Annotated in this window: 21 protein-coding genes, 2 tRNA genes and 1 other RNA gene; 11 read left to right on the forward strand and 13 right to left on the reverse strand. The window is 70.5% G+C overall.

What is annotated here, in order from left to right:
- Positions 1-2 precede the first annotated feature (2 nt).
- From ACFZA2_RS11790 to ACFZA2_RS11800, 3 genes are read right to left on the reverse strand one after another with little or no spacing between them, the layout of a single operon-like run.
- Positions 3-1,190 carry an acetyl-CoA C-acetyltransferase gene (locus ACFZA2_RS11790; protein ID WP_391404800.1) on the reverse strand — a complete coding sequence of 396 codons (1,188 nt, stop codon included), beginning with the start codon at positions 1,188-1,190 and terminating at the stop codon, positions 3-5.
- Positions 1,187-1,864 (reverse strand): CoA transferase subunit B, encoded by a 678-nt coding sequence (locus tag ACFZA2_RS11795; protein ID WP_391404803.1) that lies wholly within the window; start codon positions 1,862-1,864, stop codon positions 1,187-1,189. Before ACFZA2_RS11795 ends, ACFZA2_RS11790 begins: the two co-directional genes overlap by 4 nt.
- The gene (locus ACFZA2_RS11800) at positions 1,864-2,637 is read right to left on the reverse strand and encodes a CoA transferase subunit A (RefSeq protein ID WP_391404806.1); all 774 of its coding nucleotides are present in this window, start codon (positions 2,635-2,637) and stop codon (positions 1,864-1,866) included. The genes ACFZA2_RS11795 and ACFZA2_RS11800 overlap by 1 nt, the downstream gene beginning before the upstream one ends.
- A 211-nt stretch (positions 2,638-2,848) precedes the next feature.
- On the opposite strand from ACFZA2_RS11800, the gene ACFZA2_RS11805 reads away from it, so the two are divergent.
- The 3 genes from ACFZA2_RS11805 (at position 2,849) to ACFZA2_RS11815 (ending at position 5,466) form a co-directional block, all read left to right on the forward strand.
- The gene (locus ACFZA2_RS11805; RefSeq protein WP_391405301.1) at positions 2,849-3,592 is read left to right on the forward strand and encodes an IclR family transcriptional regulator; all 744 of its coding nucleotides are present in this window, start codon (positions 2,849-2,851) and stop codon (positions 3,590-3,592) included.
- A 111-nt stretch (positions 3,593-3,703) separates the two neighbouring features.
- Positions 3,704-4,222 (forward strand): MarR family winged helix-turn-helix transcriptional regulator, encoded by a 519-nt coding sequence (locus ACFZA2_RS11810; protein ID WP_391404809.1) that lies wholly within the window; start codon positions 3,704-3,706, stop codon positions 4,220-4,222.
- A complete protein-coding gene (locus ACFZA2_RS11815) occupies positions 4,219-5,466 on the forward strand; it encodes an MFS transporter (protein WP_391404812.1) in 1,248 nt (415 codons plus the stop codon). The genes ACFZA2_RS11810 and ACFZA2_RS11815 overlap by 4 nt, the downstream gene beginning before the upstream one ends.
- A 319-nt stretch (positions 5,467-5,785) precedes the next feature.
- Here ACFZA2_RS11815 and ACFZA2_RS11820 read toward each other — a convergent pair whose 3' ends face one another.
- Positions 5,786-6,352, reverse strand: a complete 567-nt coding sequence (locus ACFZA2_RS11820) for an alpha/beta fold hydrolase (protein ID WP_391404816.1) — start codon at positions 6,350-6,352, stop codon at positions 5,786-5,788.
- A 215-nt stretch (positions 6,353-6,567) separates the two neighbouring features.
- On the opposite strand from ACFZA2_RS11820, the gene ACFZA2_RS11825 reads away from it, so the two are divergent.
- Positions 6,568-6,894, forward strand: coding sequence for a hypothetical protein (locus ACFZA2_RS11825; protein WP_391404819.1), 327 nt, complete (start codon positions 6,568-6,570; stop codon positions 6,892-6,894).
- A 14-nt stretch (positions 6,895-6,908) separates the two neighbouring features.
- Here the strand turns inward: ACFZA2_RS11825 and ACFZA2_RS11830 are convergent, their stop codons facing one another.
- Both ACFZA2_RS11830 and ACFZA2_RS11835 read right to left on the reverse strand, forming a co-directional pair.
- Positions 6,909-7,493, reverse strand: coding sequence for an NUDIX domain-containing protein (locus ACFZA2_RS11830; protein WP_391404822.1), 585 nt, complete (start codon positions 7,491-7,493; stop codon positions 6,909-6,911).
- 111 nt (positions 7,494-7,604) lie between these two features.
- A tRNA-Lys gene (locus ACFZA2_RS11835) sits at positions 7,605-7,680 on the reverse strand.
- Positions 7,681-7,783: 103 nt separating this feature from the next.
- Here ACFZA2_RS11835 and ACFZA2_RS11840 point away from each other — a divergent pair.
- A complete protein-coding gene (locus ACFZA2_RS11840) occupies positions 7,784-8,611 on the forward strand; it encodes an inositol monophosphatase family protein (RefSeq protein WP_391404826.1) in 828 nt (275 codons plus the stop codon).
- The gene (locus ACFZA2_RS11845; RefSeq protein WP_391404829.1) at positions 8,608-9,225 is read left to right on the forward strand and encodes a hypothetical protein; all 618 of its coding nucleotides are present in this window, start codon (positions 8,608-8,610) and stop codon (positions 9,223-9,225) included. Before ACFZA2_RS11840 ends, ACFZA2_RS11845 begins: the two co-directional genes overlap by 4 nt.
- A 37-nt stretch (positions 9,226-9,262) precedes the next feature.
- Here ACFZA2_RS11845 and ACFZA2_RS11850 read toward each other — a convergent pair whose 3' ends face one another.
- Positions 9,263-9,559 carry a hypothetical protein gene (locus ACFZA2_RS11850; protein ID WP_391404832.1) on the reverse strand — a complete coding sequence of 99 codons (297 nt, stop codon included), beginning with the start codon at positions 9,557-9,559 and terminating at the stop codon, positions 9,263-9,265.
- 100 nt (positions 9,560-9,659) lie between these two features.
- Here ACFZA2_RS11850 and ACFZA2_RS11855 point away from each other — a divergent pair, with 100 nt between their 5' ends.
- A complete protein-coding gene (locus tag ACFZA2_RS11855) occupies positions 9,660-10,199 on the forward strand; it encodes a YaeQ family protein (protein ID WP_391404835.1) in 540 nt (179 codons plus the stop codon).
- 151 nt (positions 10,200-10,350) lie between these two features.
- On the opposite strand, the gene ssrA is transcribed toward ACFZA2_RS11855, so the two are convergent.
- Positions 10,351-10,720, reverse strand: a transfer-messenger RNA (tmRNA) gene (gene ssrA, locus ACFZA2_RS11860).
- 249 nt (positions 10,721-10,969) lie between these two features.
- On the opposite strand from ssrA, the gene ACFZA2_RS11865 reads away from it, so the two are divergent.
- The gene (locus ACFZA2_RS11865) at positions 10,970-11,626 is read left to right on the forward strand and encodes an SIMPL domain-containing protein (protein WP_391404838.1); all 657 of its coding nucleotides are present in this window, start codon (positions 10,970-10,972) and stop codon (positions 11,624-11,626) included.
- 6 nt (positions 11,627-11,632) lie between these two features.
- Here the strand turns inward: ACFZA2_RS11865 and smpB are convergent, their stop codons facing one another.
- The 4 genes from smpB to prfB form a co-directional block, all read right to left on the reverse strand.
- Positions 11,633-12,109 (reverse strand): SsrA-binding protein SmpB, encoded by a 477-nt coding sequence (smpB, locus tag ACFZA2_RS11870; protein WP_076676126.1) that lies wholly within the window; start codon positions 12,107-12,109, stop codon positions 11,633-11,635.
- Positions 12,110-12,185: 76 nt separating this feature from the next.
- On the reverse strand, positions 12,186-13,103 hold the full coding sequence (gene ftsX, locus ACFZA2_RS11875; RefSeq protein ID WP_315995445.1) for a permease-like cell division protein FtsX: 918 nt from the start codon (positions 13,101-13,103) through the stop codon (positions 12,186-12,188).
- Complete coding sequence (ftsE, locus tag ACFZA2_RS11880) at positions 13,100-14,125, reverse strand: cell division ATP-binding protein FtsE (RefSeq protein WP_391404843.1); 1,026 nt, start codon at positions 14,123-14,125, stop codon at positions 13,100-13,102. The genes ftsX and ftsE overlap by 4 nt, the downstream gene beginning before the upstream one ends.
- Positions 14,126-14,249: 124 nt before the next feature.
- Positions 14,250-15,359 (reverse strand): peptide chain release factor 2, encoded by a 1,110-nt coding sequence (prfB, locus tag ACFZA2_RS11885; RefSeq protein WP_391404846.1) that lies wholly within the window; start codon positions 15,357-15,359, stop codon positions 14,250-14,252.
- A gap of 71 nt (positions 15,360-15,430) precedes the next feature.
- Here prfB and ACFZA2_RS11890 point away from each other — a divergent pair, with 71 nt between their 5' ends.
- Together ACFZA2_RS11890 and ACFZA2_RS11895 are read left to right on the forward strand one after the other, a co-directional pair.
- A complete protein-coding gene (locus ACFZA2_RS11890; protein WP_391405304.1) occupies positions 15,431-16,663 on the forward strand; it encodes an MFS transporter in 1,233 nt (410 codons plus the stop codon).
- Positions 16,664-16,975: 312 nt separating this feature from the next.
- Positions 16,976-18,760: a M20/M25/M40 family metallo-hydrolase gene (locus ACFZA2_RS11895; protein ID WP_391404849.1), complete on the forward strand. Its 1,785-nt coding sequence runs from the start codon at positions 16,976-16,978 to the stop codon at positions 18,758-18,760.
- A gap of 61 nt (positions 18,761-18,821) precedes the next feature.
- On the opposite strand, the gene ACFZA2_RS11900 is transcribed toward ACFZA2_RS11895, so the two are convergent.
- The gene (locus ACFZA2_RS11900) at positions 18,822-19,847 is read right to left on the reverse strand and encodes an NADPH:quinone reductase (protein ID WP_391404852.1); all 1,026 of its coding nucleotides are present in this window, start codon (positions 19,845-19,847) and stop codon (positions 18,822-18,824) included.
- Positions 19,848-19,996: 149 nt separating this feature from the next.
- Here ACFZA2_RS11900 and ACFZA2_RS11905 point away from each other — a divergent pair.
- Positions 19,997-20,078, forward strand: a tRNA-Leu gene (locus ACFZA2_RS11905).
- Positions 20,079-20,100 lie beyond the last annotated feature (22 nt).

Here is a 20,100-nt window from a genome sequence, read left to right on the forward strand (position 1 = left end):
GGTCAGCGGGTGAGGATCAGTGCGTCGCCCTGGCCTCCGCCGCCGCAGAGGGCGACCGCCGCCGTGCCGCCCCCGCGGCGGACGAGCTCGTGGACGGCGTGAACGACGAGGCGGTTGCCCGAGGCGCCGATCGGGTGACCGATCGCGATGCCCCCGCCGTGCGGGTTGACGACGTCGTCGGAGAGCCCGAGTTCGGCCTGCGACCGCGCAACGACCGCGCCGAACGCCTCGTTGATCTCGACGAGGTCGAGATCGGAGGCCGAGAGTCCCTGCTTGTGCAGCGCCTTCTCGATCGCCCGCGCGGGCTGGGCGTGGAGGGAGTTGTCGGGGCCGGCGACCTGCCCCGCGGCGCCGACGACCGCGAGCACGTCCCAGCCGTGTTCCGCGGCGACAGCGCGCGTGGTGACGACGACCGCCGAGGCGCCGTCGGAGATCTGCGAGGCGTTGCCGGCGGTGATCGATCCCCCCTCGGCGAACGCCGGGCGCAGCTTCGCGAGCGTCTCGACCGTGGTGTCGGGGCGGATCCCCTCGTCAGCCGTGACGACGACCGGGTCTCCCTTGCGCTGCGGGATCGAGACGGGCACGATCTCGGCCTCGAACACCCCGTCGGCCTGGGCTGCGGCTGCCCGCTGGTGCGACCGCGCCGAGACGGCGTCCTGCGCTTCGCGCGTGACCTCGTAGCGGGCGTTCGCGCGCTCGGTGGACGCGCCCATGCTCTCGCTGTCGTACGCGTCGGTCAGCCCGTCGTGAGCCATGTGGTCGAGGACTTCAACCGAGCCGTAGGAGTAGCCGTCGCGGGAGTTCATCAGCAGGTGCGGGGCGCGCGTCATCGATTCCATGCCGGCGGCGACCACGACGCTCGCGTCTCCGAGGCGGAGCATGCGCGCGGCGTCGATGACCGCGGTGAGCCCCGAGAGGCACACCTTGTTGATCGTGGCGCTGTGCACATCCCAGCCGATGCCCGCTGCGATCGCGGCCTGACGCGCCGCGTTCTGCCCCGCCCCGGCCTGCAGCACCTGCCCGACGAGCACCGTGTCGACGGCGTCGGCGGGGATGCCGCCGCGCTCGAGTGCCCCGCGGATCGCCGCGGCGCCGAGCTGCACAGCCGTGAGCGGCGCAAGCTGCCCCTTCAGACGACCCTGCGGGGTGCGCGCGGCGGCGACGATGACGACGTCGTTTTCGGTGGTCATGCGTTCTGCTCCTCTGTGAGCTTCTCTGTGCGCTTCTCGGTGAGTTCCACGGTGAGCGGGGGCTGGGTGGCATCCCGCACCTCGTCGACGCTCACCCCGGGGGCGAGCTCGACGAGCACGAGTCCATCCTCCGTCACGTCGATGACGGCGAGGTCGGTGATGATCCGGTCGACCACGCCGCGACCGGTCAGCGGAAGCGAGCAGGAGTCGACGATCTTGGGCGAGCCGTCCTTCGCGACGTGCTCCATCAGCACGATCACGCGGGCGGCGCCGTGCACGAGGTCCATCGCGCCGCCGGGACCCTTGACCATCTTTCCGGGGATCATCCAGTTCGCCAGGTCTCCGGATGCCGAGACCTGCATCGCCCCGAGGATCGCGGCATCGATCTTGCCCCCGCGGATCATGCCGAAGCTCAGGGCGGAGTCGAAGAACGCGGCTCCCGGCAACGTGGTCACCGTCTCCTTGCCGGCGTTGATGAGGTCGGCGTCCACGGCGTCCTCGGTCGGGTAGGGACCCACGCCCAGGATGCCGTTCTCGGACTGCAGCACGACGGTGACGCCGTCGGGCACGTGGTTGGGGACGAGCGTGGGAAGCCCGATGCCGAGGTTGACGTAGGCGCCGTCGGCGAGCTCCCGAGCGGCGCGGGCCGCCATCTCAATGCGGGACAGGGGCATCAGCGGGTCTCCTCTCGGACGGTGCGCTTCTCGATGCGCTTGGGGATGTCTTGCCCGACCTCGACGATCCGATGCACGTAGACGCCGGGCAGATGCACGGCATCCGGATCGAGCTCGCCGGGTTCGACGAGGTGCTCGACCTGCACGATGCAGGTACGGCCGGCCATGGCGGCGAGGGGGTTGAAGGCCCGCGCGGCCTTGCGGAAGACGAGGTTGCCGTGGCGGTCGCCCTGGTAGGCGTGCACGAGTGAGAAATCGGTGGTGATCGCCTCTTCGAGCACGAACTCGCGCTGCTCGCCGTCCACGTCGAAGGTGCGCACGTCCTTGACCGGGGAGGCCACAGCGATACCGCCGGCCGCGTCGTAGCGGCGGGGCAGGCCGCCCTCGGCGACCTGGGTACCCACTCCGGTCTGCGTGTAGAAGGCCGCGATGCCCGAGCCGCCGGCCCGCAGCTTCTCGGCGAGCGTGCCCTGCGGAGTGAGCTCGAGTTCGAGCTCGCCCGAGAGGAACTGCCGCTCGAACTCCTTGTTCTCGCCGACGTACGACGAGGTCATCTTGCGGATGCGACCGGCGCCCAGCAAGATGCCGAGCCCCCAGTCGTCGACGCCGCAGTTGTTCGACACGACCGACAGGTCGCGGGTTCCCTGGGCGAGCAGAGCCTCGATCAGGGCGATGGGATTGCCCGAGAGGCCGAAGCCGCCGACAGCGAGAGATGCTCCGTCGGGGATGTCGGCGACGGCCTCGGCAGCCGAGGCGACGGTCTTGTCGATCACGCGAACTCCTTCGTAGCGGCGTCCCTCCACCCTGCGGCGGGGGCCGGCACCGCGGCGAGCCCGTTCTTGCCATGTGGATGCCGCCGGGCGTAGCGTCCACATCGTGGACATCGGATCGCTCAAGCCACTCCAGGAAGTCACTCCGAGTGGACCGCGACCACATCGTGCCGCGGCGCGGGAGACCCCGGCCACCGTCCCCGGAGCCCAGGCCATCGCCCGCGCAGCGCACCTCCTGCGTCTGGTCACAGCCGCCGGCGATGTCGGTGCCGCGGCGGGCGACCTCGCGCGCGACGCCGATCTGACCCGTCCGACGACTCACCGACTGCTGAGTGCCCTGCGAGCCGAAGGTCTCGTCGACCGCGACGACGCGACTGGGCACTGGCTCCCGGGACCCGAGCTCTACCTGATGGGCAGCGTCGCGGCATCCCGCTTCGACATCACGGCGACCGCGCGCGACATCGTGCGCTCGCTGGCGGTCCGCACCGAGGAGAGCGCGTTCCTCTCGGTTCGGCGCGGCGACGAGACCGTCTGCCTCGTCCGCGAGGACGGGAGCTTCCCCATCCGCTCCTTCGTGCTGTCGGAGGGGGTGCGCTTCCCCCTGGGCGTCGCGTCGGCGGGGCTCGCGATCCTCGCGTTCCTGCCGCCCCAGGATGTGGACGCCTACCTCGAACGGCATCCGGAGCTCGTCGAACGCTGGGGAGCCTCGCACTCCCCCGCGCGGCTCCGCGCGCGCATCGCCGACACACAGGCGCGGGGCTACGCGGTCAACCCCGGCTTGATCGTCGAGGGCAGCTGGGGTGTGGGCGCCGCGGTCTTCACGCGGGCCGGCGACCCGCAATGGGCGCTGAGCCTGACAGGAGTCGAGTTTCGGTTCGGCGGCGAGCGACTCGCCGAACTCGGGCGGATCCTGTTGGCGCACGCGCACCAGTTGTCGACGCGGATCGCCGCACGATGACAGGGGCGCGCGCAGCCACCGCTCGGCGCTTGTGTCACGACGTGTGGCGTCGGCCGTGCGCGGAGTCCGCTATAAATACCTACGGTATATAACTGGGGTATACTTTTGCGTATGACCCGTGACGACGACCTCCAGCGCCTACTGCTCGCCGTGCATGCGCTCACGCGTGTGGCCGCCCTCGACACGAATTCCGACGCTCCCGCGGCGCAGTGGCGCACCCTGACGCTGCTGCGCGACCACGGCCCGCAGCGCCTCGGCGACCTTGCGACGCTCAGCCGCGTCACGCAGCCCGGTATGACGCGGCTGATCCGACAGATGGCTGCCGCTGGACTCGTGTCGCGTCGCAGTCACCCCGATGACTCCCGCGTGAGCGTGGTGGCAGCCACCGAGGACGGCCTCGACGCCCTCGAGCGCTGGTACGAGCTCTTCCGCGCTGCCCTCGCGCCGCACGTGGCCGACTTGTCCCCCGCGGAGTGGGAGGCCGTCAGCACGGCGGCCTCGGCTCTCTCGCGCCAGGTCGGGATGGCGCCCGTCGGGTCGAACGAACACACCGAGAAACCGAGCGACCAGGTACGCGCCTCGCGCGGCGCCGCACGTCGCTTCGAAGAAGAAAGGGAGGTGGTCCGGTGAGCGCCGGTACCGCAGCTGACCCGGTCGATAAGGCCCCGAGCGTCTGGAAACAGCCCGCACAAGTCTGGGCAGTCGCCTTCGCGTCGGTCGTGGCGTTCATGGGTATCGGGCTCGTCGATCCGATCCTTCCCGCGATCGCCGAGTCGTTGAAGGCGAGCCCGGTGCAGACCGAGCTGCTCTTCACGAGCTACCTCGTGGTGACCGGTCTCGCGATGCTCGTCACCAGCTGGATCTCCAGCCGCATCGGCGCCAAGGCCACCCTGCTGGTGGGTCTCGGGCTGATCGTGGTGTTCGCATTGTTCTGCGCTCTGAGCGGCAGCGTCGACGCCGTCATCGGCTTCCGCGCCGGGTGGGGCCTGGGCAACGCGCTCTTTATCTCCACCGCTCTCGCGACGATCGTCGGGGCCGCATCGGGCGGCACGTCGTCGGCGATCATCCTGTACGAGGCGGCACTCGGCCTCGGCATCGCCGTCGGTCCGCTGCTGGGCGGCGTCCTCGGCGAGGTCAGCTGGCGCGGACCGTTCTTCGGCGTCGTCGCCCTGATGGCGATCGCGTTCATCGCGGTGGCGGTCCTTCTTCGCGGACCGAAGCCCGCGCGTACGCCCCTTCCCTTCAGCGCCCCGTTCCGCGCGCTGGGTCGCCCGGCGCTCGCGATCCTCGCGGCGACCGCCCTGTTCTACAACATCGGCTTCTTCACCCTGCTGGCGTTCTCGCCGTTCCCCCTCGGATTCGGTGCCACGGGCATCGGCCTCACCTTCTTCGGCTGGGGAGTGGGCCTCGCGATCACGAGCGTCTGGGTCGCTCCGCTGCTGCTGCGCAGGCTGCGCCTGACAAGCGTGCTGCTGATCGCGCTGCCCCTGCTGGCGATCGACCTGGTGGTCGCGGCCTTCACCGTGGCGTCGTCGACCGCCCTCGTCGTGTGCATCATCGTGGGTGGCCTCGTGCTGGGTGTGGTCAACACCGCGCTGACCGAGGCCGTGATGGAGGCCACCGACCTGCCGCGTTCGGTCGCCTCGTCGGCGTACTCCGCCGTCCGCTTCCTCGGCGGCGCTGTCGCTCCTCCGCTCGCGGCGTGGCTCTGGCACGCCTACGGCGCCGATGTGCCGTACTTCATGGCCGCAGCCTCCGTGTTCATCGCCGCTGCGTGCATCCTGTTCGGCCGTCGCCTGCTGGCACACGTCGACGGCTCGCACCCCGACGCCGCCGATGAAGGCGCCGCCGTGCTGGTCGGAGACGCTGCGTAACCCCATCACTCCCCCGCAAGGACCTCCTGCACCACAGCCCGCGCGCCGGGTGTCGACATGACGATCGAATAGTGATCGACGGCCGGCACCCGGCGCGTCGCCGCAAGCCGGGGGAATCGGCTGCGGATGCCGTCGAGGTCGGGGTACAGCGGCGGAACCTCGCCGAGCAATCCCCGCTCAGCCGCGTCGGGCGGCGCAGGCGTTCGAGCGCTCCCGCGATGGCCTCGCCGGCGTTCTGGTCGATGGAGTCGGCTTCGACCGTGGCGAACGTCGTCGCCGGCCGCAGCGCGGGTGATTCACCGACCAGGTCGTAGGCGAACTAGGCGTCGAGCAGCGGGTCTTCGCGTCCTGTGAACGCGGGGTGCGCCCGCCAGAAATCACGGTACGCGCCCTCGCTCGGGAAGCGCATGTCGAGCCGCGCCGCGGTCGGTCCGAGCACGTGGCGCACCGCCTCGCGCGGTTCCATTCCACGCGGCAGGGTCAGGGGCAGCCCGCCGTCGACGAGGACGATCCGCTCGACCCGGTCGGGGTGCCGTTCGCCGAACACCAACGAGATGAACGCGCCCATCGAGTGCCCGACCACGATCGCCCGCTCGACCTCGAGGCCGTCGAGCACCTCTGCCAGGTCATCGGCGTGCTGCGCCAGGCCGATTCGCCGCGCCGATGCCGTGCTGCGCCCGCGCCCGCGCAGATCGGGGGCGATCAGCCGCGCCGAACTCTGTGCCGCGACCCACGCCCACGCCACGTGTGATGCGGTGACCCCGTGCACGAGCAGCCACGGGGTGCCCTCGGCATCCGGATGCCACTCACCGACGCGCAGGTCTCCCTCCGCGACCGCGAGGTCATGGGTGACGTACGTGGCTGGCGAGGCGCTCTCGTTCGGCATGGCGACATCGTGGCACGGGGGCCCGACACCGCGACCCGCGGCACCGGCAGTGCATGCGATGCCCGCAGCTGCCGACCGCGGACGGGCCGGTGACGACCTCGCGACCGGCGAGCAGTTTGCATAGGGGTCGACATATGGGGGCCCAACGTGAAGTCGACTTCTGAGGTCCTCACCTCGAGCGCGCGGCCCGCGTGGCCGAAGCCGGCGTTCGCCGCATGAGTACCCCGTCCCCCGTCGAACCGGGATGGTACGTCGTCGCGCCCCGCACCCAGCGATCGTGGGACGGCACCCGGTGGACGGACGACGTCATCCATCACGGTCGTCCGATGACGGCGACCGCCCTCAGACAACGCACTACGCGGATGATGTGGGCGTGGGTGGCGATCGGGGTGGTGGCGTGGGTGACGTTCCTGGTGATGCTGGTCGCCTTCGGCCCCAGCGCCGCCGTCCCGCTCGCGGTACTGCCGCTGGCCGGGACCGCGGCCGTCGTCGCCGTGTCGATATCCGGCTCGCGATTGATCGCAGCTCTCCCCCCGGCGTAGCCGCTGCATTCGGATCAGCGAGCGATCTCCGCCCCCATATCCGCCACGCGCTCCTGGAGCGTGTCCCACAGCTGGTCGAACCGCACGTTCCACGGCGTCGCGAACAGGCCCTCCTCCCACCGACGGCGCACCACGTCGAGGCCGACCCACTCCGACTCGAGCACTTCTTCCGGATCCGGCACGGGCACGGGCTCGCCGTCGACGCGCGCGACCCACAGGTCGAAGAGCGCTCGCTCCTCGATCACCCGCTCGACCAACACGAGGTCGTCGCCGGCGACCCTCATCCCGGTCTCCTCGGCGAGCTCGCGCACCGCACCGGTGCGGCTCGTCTCGCCGCGCAGCGCGCTCCCGGCCGGGAACTCCCACGCGAGGGGGTAGTCCTTTCCCTCGGCGCGGCGGCTCATCAGCACGCGGCCGGACGATGACACGAGGCAGACGGATGCCACGATATGGAATGACCCGGCCGGCACCGGGCCGTCACCGCGTCGGTGGAGGCTGCCCGTGGGCGTGCCCTGAATGTCGGTCACGTCCCACATCTCGTCGTCGGCCATGTGTCCTCCCGCCTTCGCGCCGCTGCGCAGCGGCCAGGATCCCATCATGCCGAGAGCACTCCATCGCGCAACGGGATTGCGACCGAACCTGACCTGACCTCCCCCGCAGACGCCGAAATCCCCTCCGCAACCGCGAGGCTGCGAAGGGGATTCCGGTGGTGGTGCACCCCCTGGGACTCGAACCCAGAACCCACTGATTAAGAGTCAGTTGCTCTGCCGATTGAGCTAGAGGTGCGTTCCGTTCGGCGGGGGATTCGCTCTCCGCGCCGAGGAATGACATTACCAGGGGTGACGCGACCACGCCAAATCGAGCCAGGAGCGCCGGTTATCCTGGAGCCGTGTCCCGCATCGAAGAGCCCGCCGCGACCCTCGCGGACCTGACCGACGATCTCGCACTCGCCCTCCGACTGGCCGACGCCGCCGACGTGGTCGCGATGCAGCGTTTCGACGCCGCCGACCTGCGCATCGACACCAAGCCCGACCGCACGCACGTCACCGAGGCCGACCTCGCCACCGAGCGCGCCATCCGGGAGATCCTGGATGCCGAACGCCCCGCCGACGCGATCCTGGGCGAGGAGTACGGCAGCTCCGGCGACACCTCGCGGCGCTGGGTGATCGATCCGATCGACGGCACCCACAACTACATGCGCGGCATCCCCGTGTGGGCCACGCTGATCGCCCTCACGGTCGACGGCGTCCCGACCGTCGGCGTCGTCAGCCAGCCCGCGATCGGGCGCCGCTGGTGGGCGGCTACCGGCCAGGGCGCGTGGACGACCACCGCCACCGAAGAGACCCGCCGCATCCACGTCTCCGGTATCGACGACATCGCGGCCTCGAGCATCAGCTTTCAGAGCATCGAGCAGTGGGATGACGTCGACCTCGTGCCGACGCTCGAGCGCCTCGCCCGTGCCGTGTGGCGCGACCGCGCCTACGGCGACGCCTTGCCGTACATGTGGCTCGCCGAGGGGCGGCTCGAGCTCGTCGCCGAGTTCGGCGTCAAGGAGTACGACATCGCCGCGATCGCGCCCATCGTGCGCGAGGCCGGCGGTCGGTTCACGGCGTTCGACGGAACCGACCGGCTCGACGCGGAGTCGTCGCTCGCGACGAACGGCGTGCTGCACGACGCCTTCCTCGACCTCCTGCACGAGGGGGAGGATTCTCGATGATGCGCGCGACCACGCTCGTCCGAACGCGCTCGGCCCGCGCCCGCGTCTCCGCGTTCGCGGCGGGCGGCGCCTTCGCGGCCCTCGTCCTCGCCGGGTGCTCCGCCCCCGCTCCCGAGCCCGCACCGGCCGCGGACGCCCCCTCGTCGGCGGCGCCCGCCGCGGGTGTCGAGACGCCCGCGCCGGCCGCATCGCCGTCCGGTTCGGCGACCCCGCCCGCAGACCCCACGTGCGAGAACATCATCCCCCAGGCCACCGCCGACGACTTCAAGAGCCTCGGCTGGACGTCGCAGGAGGACCAGTTCCGCATCGGCGCCACGGCTCTCGACGACGGCATCCAGTGCAAATGGGGCGACACGAAGATCGCCTCCGACCGTGTGCAGATCTTCGGCTGGGCACCCATCGACGACGACACCGCGAAGACGGCGCAGAAAGACCTCGTCGCCGCGGGATGGAAGGTCGAGAAAGATGCCGACGGCGTCTACGTGACCGAGAACCCCGACTGGCTGAACGGACGCGGTGCCGACGGCTACGGCCTGACCTACTTCTTCGGCGACGGCTTCGTGAAGCTCGCCGACACCCGACAGAGCCTGATCCTCGTCCAGAGCCCCCGGTAGTCGACGGCGCCGACGGTCGCCGGCTCGGCGTCGCCCGTCACCGGTACGGGTTGCGCGCCTCCACGTCGCGAGCCGCCGAGAACCCCTCGTCCCACGCGTCGCCCCGCGCCTCGACATCGCGCCACAGGGCATCGGCCTGCAGCACCCGCTGCGCGAACGCGACCCAGTCGGTCCACCCGGCCGTGATCCGTCCCGCGTCCGTCCCGTCGGCGTCGATCCCGGATGCCGCGCCGCGTCCGCCGCGCTCCTGCTCGGCGGTCCACGTGGACGCGTCGGGCGTCGGGGCGAAATGGAACGGACCGACGTCGATGCGGAGGGCGCGGGGATCTGGCATCCCTCGACGCTAGGCGGCACGGAGCCATCCGGGCAACGTCCCTCCGCGGTCGGAGTCCGGAGGCACGAGGATCCCCCCTCCTCACGTAGGCTCGATCCTCGTGGCTATCGGCGCGACCATTCACACGTTCACCGTGCAGCTCTCCGATGTCGACCGCGGCGTCTACGACGAGCTGCAGCTGCGCGTCGCGCGGCATCCGTCCGAGACCGCGCCCTACATGCTCACCCGCGTGCTCGCCTACTGCCTCGAGTTCGAAGAGGGCATCGCCTTCAGCGAGGGAGTCGCCGCGACCGACGAACCCGCCGTCATGGTGCGCGACCTCACCGGCGCACTCGTCGCCTGGGTGGAGGTGGGAGCCCCGGATGCCGCCCGCCTGCACACCGGGAGCATGAAGGCCGAACGCGTCGCGGTCTACACCCACCGCGACCCCGAGAAGGTCGCCGCCGCGTGGGCGGGCAAGCGCATCCACCGCGGTGACGAGGTGCTGCTGCACAGTTTCGACCCCGGGTTCGTCGAGCGTCTCGCGGAGGCGATCGAGCGACGGAACACGGCCACCCTGACGCGCACCGAGGGACGCATCTACCTCGAGCTGAACGGCGCCTCGGGCGAGAGCGACATCCACACGCGCAGCGCGAGCTGAGCGGCGCCGGCAGGCGGGCCGAGCGCACGGCCGGGTACGTCGCGCCCCGACGCCGCCCGCGCCGCGCTGAGTGGGAGCTGAAAGCGAAAGCCCACGCCCCACCGAAACGGGTGGGAGCGAGGGCTTTCCGACGACTCATCGTGACAACGGCTCGTGGAGCTGGGGGGAATCGAACCCCCGTCCAACGCTGGGTCTCCGCGTTTTCTCCGGGCGCAGTCTGTGCAGACGTTCTGCTCGGCTCCGACCTTTGTCACAGACACCTAAGTCGACGAGCCCAGCCTGGGAAAAGTCCCGCGTGACGTCCAGGCGCCGTCACGCAGCAAGACCCCTAAATGACGCCAGGATCCGTGGCGGGGTCACACACGGTCTGACGGACTATCGGGCTCGCTTACGCAGCGAGGGCGAAGTCAGTGCGCTTAGCATTGGCACTTATTGTTTTGCAGGGAGCGTTTACGAGATAACCCCACATCCTCGGCCCGCTTCTCGCGGGTTCGCAGGCGCTGTCGAAACCGATCAGCCCCGGGAACTCCGTGAAGGAGCGGCCGTTGTCACGCTGTTGAGTTGCCATGCCGGGAGCGGGAAGCACCCGAGCATCACAGTCTACAACGCATCGGGGGCTCGTGAATTCCCGGTGTCGGCGACTCCCGTATCAGACCGTCCCGCGCCCGTTTCCCCGTCGCGTGGGCCCGCGAGTCCCCCGCGTCGACGACTCGCGCATCGGACCGTCCCGCGCCCGTCACCCCGTCGACGCCGTCGCGTAGGCTCACCGCATGAGCGACGTCGTCATCACCGTCCGAGGCGAGAGCAACGCCCGCGTCCGCGCCGAAGAAGCGGCGGTCCGTGTCACGGTCTCGGTCGACGGGCCGTCTCGCGGCCCCGTCGTGGAGCAGGCGCAGGAGCGTGCCTCGTCGGTGCAGGACGGCCTCGTCGCCCACCTGCGTTCGGGCGAGGTCTCGGAATGGTCGAGCGCCCGTGTCTCGGTCTGGTCGGACCGGCCGTGGAACGCCGAGGGGGCGCAACTCCCCCTCGTCCACCACGCGAGCGTCGAGCTCTCGGCCACGTTCATCGACGCCGGCGCCCTGTCGTGGTGGCTCGGCGACGTCACCGAGTCCGACGACGTGCAGGTCACCGCCGTCGACTGGCGCCTCTCCCCCGACACGCGCGCACGCACCGAACGCGAGGTCGCCGCCGAGGCCGTGCACGTGGCCGTGGAGCGCGCGACCGCCTACGCCGACGCCCTGGGGCTGGCATCCGTCTCCGCCGTCGAGGTGGCGGATGCCGGGCTGCTCGCGACCCGCCCCGAGTCCCCCGCGCCGATGGGCGCCCGCATGATGGCGGCTGCGTCGGCCGGAGGGTCGTCGTTCACCCTGCAGCCGCCGGAGATCGTCGTGACCTCGGTCGTCGAGGGGCGCTTCCGCGCCGAGTGACGGGTCTTACTCGCCCAGGCGGTTCTTCGTGCGCATGGCGCGCTCGGCCTCGCGCTTGTCCTCGCGCTCGCGGATGGTCTGACGCTTCTCGAACTCGCGCTTGCCCTTCGCGACCGCGATCTCGACCTTCGCGCGCCCGTCGAGGAAGTACAGGCGCAGCGGGACGAGGGTGTAGCCGCCCGCGGCGACCGCGTGCGAGAGCTTGACGATCTCCTCCTTGTGCAGCAGCAGCTTGCGCGTGCGCTTGGCGGAGTGGTTCGTCCAGTGTCCCTGCGAGTACTCGGGGATGTGCACGGCGTCGAGGAACGCCTGACCGCCGTCGATGTACGCGTAGCCGTCGGTGAGGTTCGCCCGCCCCTGGCGCAGCGATTTCACCTCGGTGCCGGTCAGGACGAGACCGGCCTCGTAGGTCTTCTCGATGGCGTAGTCGTGACGCGCCTTCTTGTTCGACGCGATGAGCTTCTCACCCTGCTCACGAGGCATGGTGCCACCTCCTCATGATCGTGGGCACACAGAGCCCCTCAGCCTACAGGACGCCGGAGCCCGCCGTCGCGAACGGTCAGGCGCGCAACCAGCGACGGATCGCGAAGCTCGCGCTGAGGGCGGCGAGGATCACGCCGATCACCACGATGACCGGGATGACGAACGCGACGTCGCCGATGCCCACCCACGACGTGATGAAGCCGATGCGGTCGCGCAGGTACTGGTTGACACCCACGCCCACGATCGCCCACACCGCCACGCTCGCCAGCGCCGAGCCGATCAGCGCCGCCAGCACGCCCTCGACGATGAACGGCGTCTGGATGAAGCGGTTCGAGGCGCCGACGAGACGCATGATCCCGAGCTCGCGGCGTCGTGCGAAGGCCGAGAGACGGATCGTCGTCGCGATCAGCAGCACCGCCGCGATCAGCATGAGCCCGGCGATGCCGACCGCGACGTAGGTCGCGACCGTGAGCGCCTGGAACAGGGGCTCGAGGTACTGCATCTGGTTCGTGACTTCTTCGACGCCCGCCTGACCGCTGAAGGCCTCGATGATGACGTCGGACTGGTTCTGGTCGACGAGATTGATGCTGAAGGTTGCATTGAACTGATCCGCGGTGACGACACCGATGATGTCGTCGGGCAGCAGGCCCTTGGCGTTCTCGAACACCTGCTCGCTGGTGGCGTAGGTGTAGTCGCGGATGAGCGGGGCGAGGGCGTCGCCGTCGAGCTTCGCCGTCACCGCGTCGATCTGCTCCTGCGTGGCGGCCTGACCGGTGGTGCAGGTGTCGACGTCCGACACGGTCGCGCACATCGACACCGCCACCTGGGCGCGATCGGCCCAGTACGACTGCATCTTGCCGATCTGCATCTGCATGAGCATCGCCGCGCCGACGAAGGTGAGCGACACGAAGGTCACGAGGATGACCGAGATCACCATCGAGGCGTTGCGTCGCAGGCCCGTGAAGGCCTCCGAGAGGATGAGCCCGAACCTCATGACGTGGGTCCCACTTCGTCGTTGCGATCCGTCTTCGCGCCCAGACCGAGGCGGTCGGCGACGCCGAGGGCCTCGACGTCGGGGGTCGTGACGGGGATGGAGCGCGTGTTGGTGCCCGGCTCGCGCGTCTGCTCGGCGGCGGGCGTGGTCACCGCGGGGGCGGGGGTCGTGGCATCCGGGTCGGATGCGACCGCGGGGCGGACGACGGGTGCCGACGGCAGCGGCTCCACGGGGCCGGTCACGCTCGTCACCTCGCGCTGGACCTCGAGCACCGCGGTGAGGGCGGCCACCGCGGCGGCGCCCTTCTCGACCTCGGGCGCGAGTCGCGGGAGGCTGGAGGTGTCGCCGTAGCCGCCGTGGCGTTCGTCGCGCACCATCTCGCCGCCGCGCAGTTCGATCACGCGGCGCTGCATCTGGTCGACGAAACCGGCCTCGTGCGTGGCCATCACGACGGTCGTCCCGCCGGCGTTGATGCGCGCGAGAAGGCGCATGATGTCGATCGAGGTGCCGGGGTCGAGGTTTCCGGTCGGCTCGTCGGCGAGGAGCACCTGCGGGCGGTTGACCAACGCTCGCGCGATCGCGACGCGCTGCTGCTCGCCACCCGACAGCTCGTGCGGCAGGCGCTTCTCCTTGCCGTCGAGGCCGACGAGCGCGAGCACCTCCGGCACGGCTTGCTGGATGAACCCGCGCGAGGCGCCCGTGACCTGCAGCGTGAAAGCGACGTTCTGGTGCACGGTCTTGTTCGGCAGCAGGCGGAAGTCCTGGAACACCGACCCGATGTGGCGGCGGAAGTAGGGGACCTTGCGATTCGACAGGGTGCGCAGGTCGCGGCCGAGCACGACGACGCGCCCCTCGGTGGGGGTCTCCGCCCTCAGGATGAGCTGCAGGCACGATGACTTGCCCGAACCCGAGGCTCCGACGAGGAAGACGAACTCCCCGCGCTGCACCTCGAAGTCGACGGCGTTGAGGGCGGGCTTCGCGGTGCCGCGATACCTCTTGGTGACGTTCTCGAACCGGATCATGGCTCGACGAGCCTAAGCGCGGGCGCGAAACAGCCCGTCAGGACGCGCCGTGTCGCCAAACCGAGAGAGTCCTATGGATGCCGGGGGTACCGGCATCCATAGGACTCTCGTCGAAAGGGGATGATCAGTCGTCGTCTTTGCGCTTGCGCCAGCGGATGCCGGCGGCGATCAGACCGTCGAGATCGCCGTCGAAGACCACGGCGGGGTTGCCGACCTCGTAGCCGGTGCGCAGGTCTTTCACGAGCTGCTGGCCGTAGAGGAAGTAGGAGCGCATCTGGTCGCCCCAGCTCGCGGTGATCGTGCCGGCGAGCTCCTTCTTCTTGGCGGCCTCCTCTTCGCGCTTGAGCAGGAGCAGGCGCGTCTGCAGCACGCGCATGGCGGCGGCGCGGTTCTGGATCTGCGACTTCTCGTTCTGCATCGACACGACGAGGCCGGTCGGGAGGTGCGTGATGCGCACGGCGGAGTCGGTGGTGTTGACCGACTGCCCGCCGGGGCCGGAGGAACGGAAGACGTCGACGCGGATGTCGCCCTCGGGGACCTCGACCTCGACGGCCTCTTCCATCACGGGGATGACCTCGACCGCGGCGAAACTCGTCTGACGCTTGTCGGCGCCACCGAACGGGCTGATGCGCGCGAGGCGGTGGGTGCCGGCCTCGACCGACAGCGTGCCGTAGGCGTAGGGGACGTCGACCTCGAACGTGGCCGACTTGATGCCGGCACCCTCGGCGTAGGAGGTGTCCATGACCTTGACGGGGTACTTGTGGCGCTCGGCCCAGCGCAGGTACATGCGCAGGAGCATCTCGGCGAAGTCGGTCGCGTCGTCGCCGCCCGCTCCCGAACGGATCGTGACGACCGCGGAGCGCGGGTCGTACTCCCCGTCGAGGAGCGTCTGCACCTCGAGCTGGCCGATCAGGTCTTTCAGTGCCGCGAGCTCGCGACGGGCCTCGTCGGCGCTGTCTTCGTCGTCCATTTCGATCGCGAGCTCGACGAGCACCTCCAGGTCGTCGAGACGCTGCTCGATCTCCGAGACCCGCTTGAGTTCGGCCTGACGGTGGCTCAGACGGCTGGTGACCTTCTGGGCGTTCTCGACGTCGTCCCACAGGTCGGGGGCACCGGCCTCTTCGCTGAGGCGATCGATGTCGGCTTTGAGTGCGTCGACGTCGACCACGGCCTGGATATCGGCGAAGGTCGAGCGCAGCGCCTGGATGTCGGCGGTCAAATCGAGTTCGAGCATGAGACATCAAGCCTATCGTGGAGACAGTGACAGCCGACTCTCCCCGGAACGTGCTGGTGCGCTTCGCACCGATGATCTACGGCCCCACCCTTCTGTTCGCGCTCGGCGAGGGCGCGGTGATCCCCCTCATCCCCGTGATCGCCAATCGCCTCGGCGCCGACGTCGCCGTGGCCGCCCTCGTCGCCGCCGCCCTCGTCGTGGGCCAGCTGTGCGGCAACATCCCGGCGGGATGGGCCGTCGCCCGCTTCGGCGAGCGCCTCACGATGGGCGTGGCCGGGATGATCGTGCTCGCGGGCCTGACCGGGATCGTGTTCGCGCAGTCGCTGGCGTTCTTCGCCGCGGCCGTCTTCCTCATCGGGTTCTGCGCCGCGTCGTTCGCGCTCGCGCGCCACTCGTTCATGACGACCCGCGTGCCGCTGCACTTCCGGGCGCGAGCCCTGTCGCTGCTCGGCGGGACGTTCCGCCTCGGGATGTTCGTCGGCCCCTTCATCTCGGCGGCACTGCTGGGGATCTTCGGCGACGAGACGGCATCCGTGGTCTTCTTCGCGGTGTGCCAGGTCGCCACCGTCCTCCTCGTGTTCTTCGGCCCCGATCCCGAGAAGGCGGTGCCGGTGGGCGCGGGGGCGCGCCGCGTCGACGGCGACTCGCGCGACGCGGAGGACACCGGAGAACCCGTGACGGGAGCGATCCCGACGGTCGAGCGCGCCGGGGTGTTCCGCACGATGTGGCGGTTCCGCGGCGTGCTCGCGCGGCTGGGGCTCGCCGCCGCCTCGCTGTCGGCGGTGCGGTCGGCGCGGCAGGTCGTGCTTCCCCTGTGGGGCGTGTCGCTCGGACTGGATGCCGGGACGATCGCGGTGGTCGTCGGGGTGTCGGGCGCGATCGACTTCGCCCTGTTCTACGCCAGCGGCCAGGTCATGGACCGCTTCGGACGCCTGTGGGCGGCACTGCCCGCGATGATCCTGATGGGAGCGGGGTTCTTCGCCCTGTCGTTCACGCACGACCTGGACTCGGCGGCCATGTGGTACGCCATGTTCGCCGCGGTGCTCGGGGTCGGCAACGGTCTGTCCAGCGGCATCCTGCTCACCCTCGGGGCCGACATCGCACCGCCGAACGAGCCCGCGGCGTTCCTCGGCTCGTGGCGGACGCTCACGGATGCCGGCGGCGCCGTCGCCCCGCTGATCGTGTCGGCGCTCACCGCGGTGGCGACGCTGTCGGTCGGCGTGGGGGCCATGGGCGTCATCGCGGTCCTCGGCGCAGCGGGGTTCATCCGCTGGGTGCCGCGATACGTGCCCCGCGTGCGCTGACGGCGGGGCCCGCAACCCGGGGCGGCGGTGGATGCCGCAGATGAACGGATTTGCCGGGTGCGCCGCCGCTGCGACGATGCTCGTGGCAGCGGCGATCGTCGGGCGGAATCCGCGGCGCGGCTGATCGCGCCGCCGGTCGCTCGGGGTCCTCGGCCGTGTGACCCCCAGGTTTCAACCCTGTGAAGAATGCGGCCACCATTGCGTTTTTTACGAATCCCCTATGAGAATCGTCTCGCGATCGCCTTCTCTGGGCGTCGCGTCATTCCCCCTGGATGATGCGGGCATCGATGCCCGCGGAGAGGCGCATTCATCGTGCTCCGAAACACCCTGCATTCCCCTCCCTCTCGCGCTCGACGGGCGTCGGCGTTGCTGGCGACCAGCGCCCTGGTGGGCGGCGGCCTGCTGATCGCCCCGGCCGCGTTCGCCGCCCCGACCACCCCGCCCGATGACCTCGGGGTCACGGGCGCCGACGTCATGACGCACCTGACCGAGCTGTCGGACATCAGCGAGTCGTTCGCTGCCGACGGCTACCGCGTCTGGAACGGACCCGGGTACGAGGCCGCCGCCCGCTACGCCGAGCAGGTCCTCGAGGGAACGGGCGCCTTCACCGTCTCGCGTCAGACGTTCGAGGTCCCCACCCCGGAGTTCGGCGAGGCCTCGCTCACGGTGGACGGCACCGCCTACACCGGGTCGCACTTCGACCTCAGCGAGGGCATTGAGGGCGACTACACCGCGCAGCTGTCCCTACCCTCCGACGCCGACGGCGCGCACCTCGGCTGCGAGCCCGGTGACTTCGCCGCCGTCCCGGCGGGCGCGATCGTGCTGATCCAGCGCGGCATCTGCACCTTCGAGGCGAAGATCGACAACGCCACCGCGGCCGGGGCGGGAGCGGTGTTCGTCTACAACAACGAGCGTCCCGCCGAGGAGGGCGTTTCCCCGGACGACCAGCTGACCAACGTCGCCTCGGGACCGCGCAACGAAGACGACTCCCCCGCCGCCACGCTGCCCCAGGCCAGCGGTGACGCCATCGCGGCGCTCGTCGCCGCGGCCCCTGCCGACGTTCCCGTCGAGGGGACGGCGGTCATCGAGAAGCAGTTCCTCGTGACGGAGTCCTTCAACGTCATCGCCGACAGCATCGCGGGCGACCCCGACGACACCGTCGTGATCGGCGCGCACCTCGACGGTGTGGCCGAGGGCCCCGGGGTCAACGACAACGCCTCGGGTTCGGCGGCCATCCTCGCCCTGGCCGAGAGGATCGCGGCATCCGAGACGCTCAACGACAAGCGGATCCGCCTCGCGCTCTGGAGCGCCGAGGAGGTCGGCCTGGTCGGCTCGACCGCGTACGTCGACGATCTGATCGCCAACGACCCCGCCGAGCTCGAGCGCATCTCGTCCTACCTCAACTACGACATGATCGGGTCGGAGAACTTCACCGTCGGCGTCTACGACGCGAACGAATCGACGTACGAGGCGCCCGTCGAGATCCCCGCGGGCTCGGCGGAGATCGAGCAGATCTACACCGATTACTTCGACGCGATCGATCAGCCGTGGATCGACACCGAGTACTCGGGCCGCAGCGATTACCAGGCCTTCATCGACAACGGCATCCCCGCGGGCGGTCTGTTCTCGGGTGCCGACGACATCAAGACCGAGGAGCAGGTGCGCCTGTTCGGCGGAACGGCCGGGGTGTTCATGGATCGCAACTACCACACGATCGACGACACGCTGGCGAACGTCAATCGCGACGCGATCGACATCTTCGCGCCCGCGATCGGCCACGCCGCGTTCGCCCTCGCGTGGGACGCCGCGGTGGAGCCCTCTCCCGAGCCCACGCCGGGTGAGCCGTCGCCCGAGCCGACCACCGAGCCCACCGTCGCCCCGACGGCTGAGCCCACCGCAGCGCCGACCACGGCTCCGAGCCCCGCGCCCAGCGCCACCGGGGGCCCGGCCGGAAGCGGCCCGCGCGGCGGCGACCTGGCGAACACCGGAAGCGACCTCGACGGCTCGCCGCTGCCGGCGATCGGCGCCGGGATGCTCGCCCTGGGGCTCGTCGTCGCGGCCGGCACCGTGATCGCCCGCCGTCGCACTCAGCAGTAAGCAGGCGAACGCGAACCGCCGGGGCCCGAACGGGCCCCGGCGGTTCGTCGATGACGGGAGCTCACTCCCCGTCGGCCACCCGGATGAGGACCTTGCCCGTGGCGCCTCCCGCGACGGCGTCATGGGCGGCGGCGGTGTCGGACAGGTCGAACCACGTCAGCGGCAGACCGTGCGCCTCGCCCACCGGGAGGGCACCGTCGGCCACCGCGGCCGCGACGTCCTCGGCCGCTGCGGCCAGCGCGCGCTCCCCCACGGTGTAGAGCAGCAGTCCCTGCCAGCGCACGTTCTTCGCGAAGCTGGGGCGGACGGGGGCGGTGAAGGTGTCACCGCCGTTGTCGGCGTAGTAGCCGATCGTGCCGTGGTTGGCGACGACCTCGACGTCGAGGGCGGCGTTGTCGGCGATGGCGACCTCGACGATGTGCTCGACCCCGTCGGGGGCGATCTCGCGGATGCCGTCGGCCAGCGACGCGCTCGGGTACTGCAGCACGTGGTGCGCGCCGGCCGTGCGGGCGAGCTCCGCCTTCTCGTCGCTGCTGACGGTGGCGATGACCGTCGCGCCGGCCCAGGCGGCGAGCTGGATCGCCGCGTGCCCCACGGCCCCGGCACCGCCCTGGACGAGCACGGTACGGCCGGTGAGTGCACCGGGCGCGAGGCGCGAGGGACCGTCCTCGTGCACGGTGAGGGCGCGATGGGCGGTCATCGCGGGCACACCGAGGCTCGCGCCGAGCTCGAACGACGCTCCGTCGGCCAGGGGCACCGCCCGCTCGGCCGGGAGGATCGTGTACTCGGCGGCGGTGCCGGTGGGACGCTGGTGGGCGGCCAGGTAGACCCAGACCCGCTGGCCCGTCGAGAGGGTCGAGACACCGGGGCCGACGGCATCCACGATGCCCGCTCCGTCCTGGTTCGGGATGATCTCGTCGAACGGGAGGGGGCGGCCGGCGCTCTCACGCGCCTTCCAGTCGGTGGGGTTCACCCCCGACACCGTGATGCGCACGCGCACCTCGCCGGGGCCCGGCTCGGGCAGTGGTCGCTCGACGAGCGACAGGACGGAGGAGTCACCGGGCTGGGTATACGTGATCGCCTTCATACCGGAGTCAAACCGCCTCGGCGCAGGGGCATTCCCGTTGGCGTGTCGGCGGGCTCCCGCCCCCGCGGCGGCCGCGGGTGAGATCGCGGGGGTTTGACGGCTCGTTCACATCGAGCGCGCGCGTGCGCACGCTTAGACTGATCCCACTCGCGGGAGTGGTGAAATCGGCAGACACGCAGGATTTAGGTTCCTGTGCCTTCGGGCGTGGGGGTTCAAGTCCCCCCTTCCGCACGTTCATCGTTTCGCCAGCACC

The organism is Microbacterium sp. NPDC007973, from assembly GCF_042958465.1.
In the GTDB taxonomy this organism is placed as follows: Bacteria; Actinomycetota; Actinomycetes; order Actinomycetales; family Microbacteriaceae; genus Microbacterium; species Microbacterium galbum.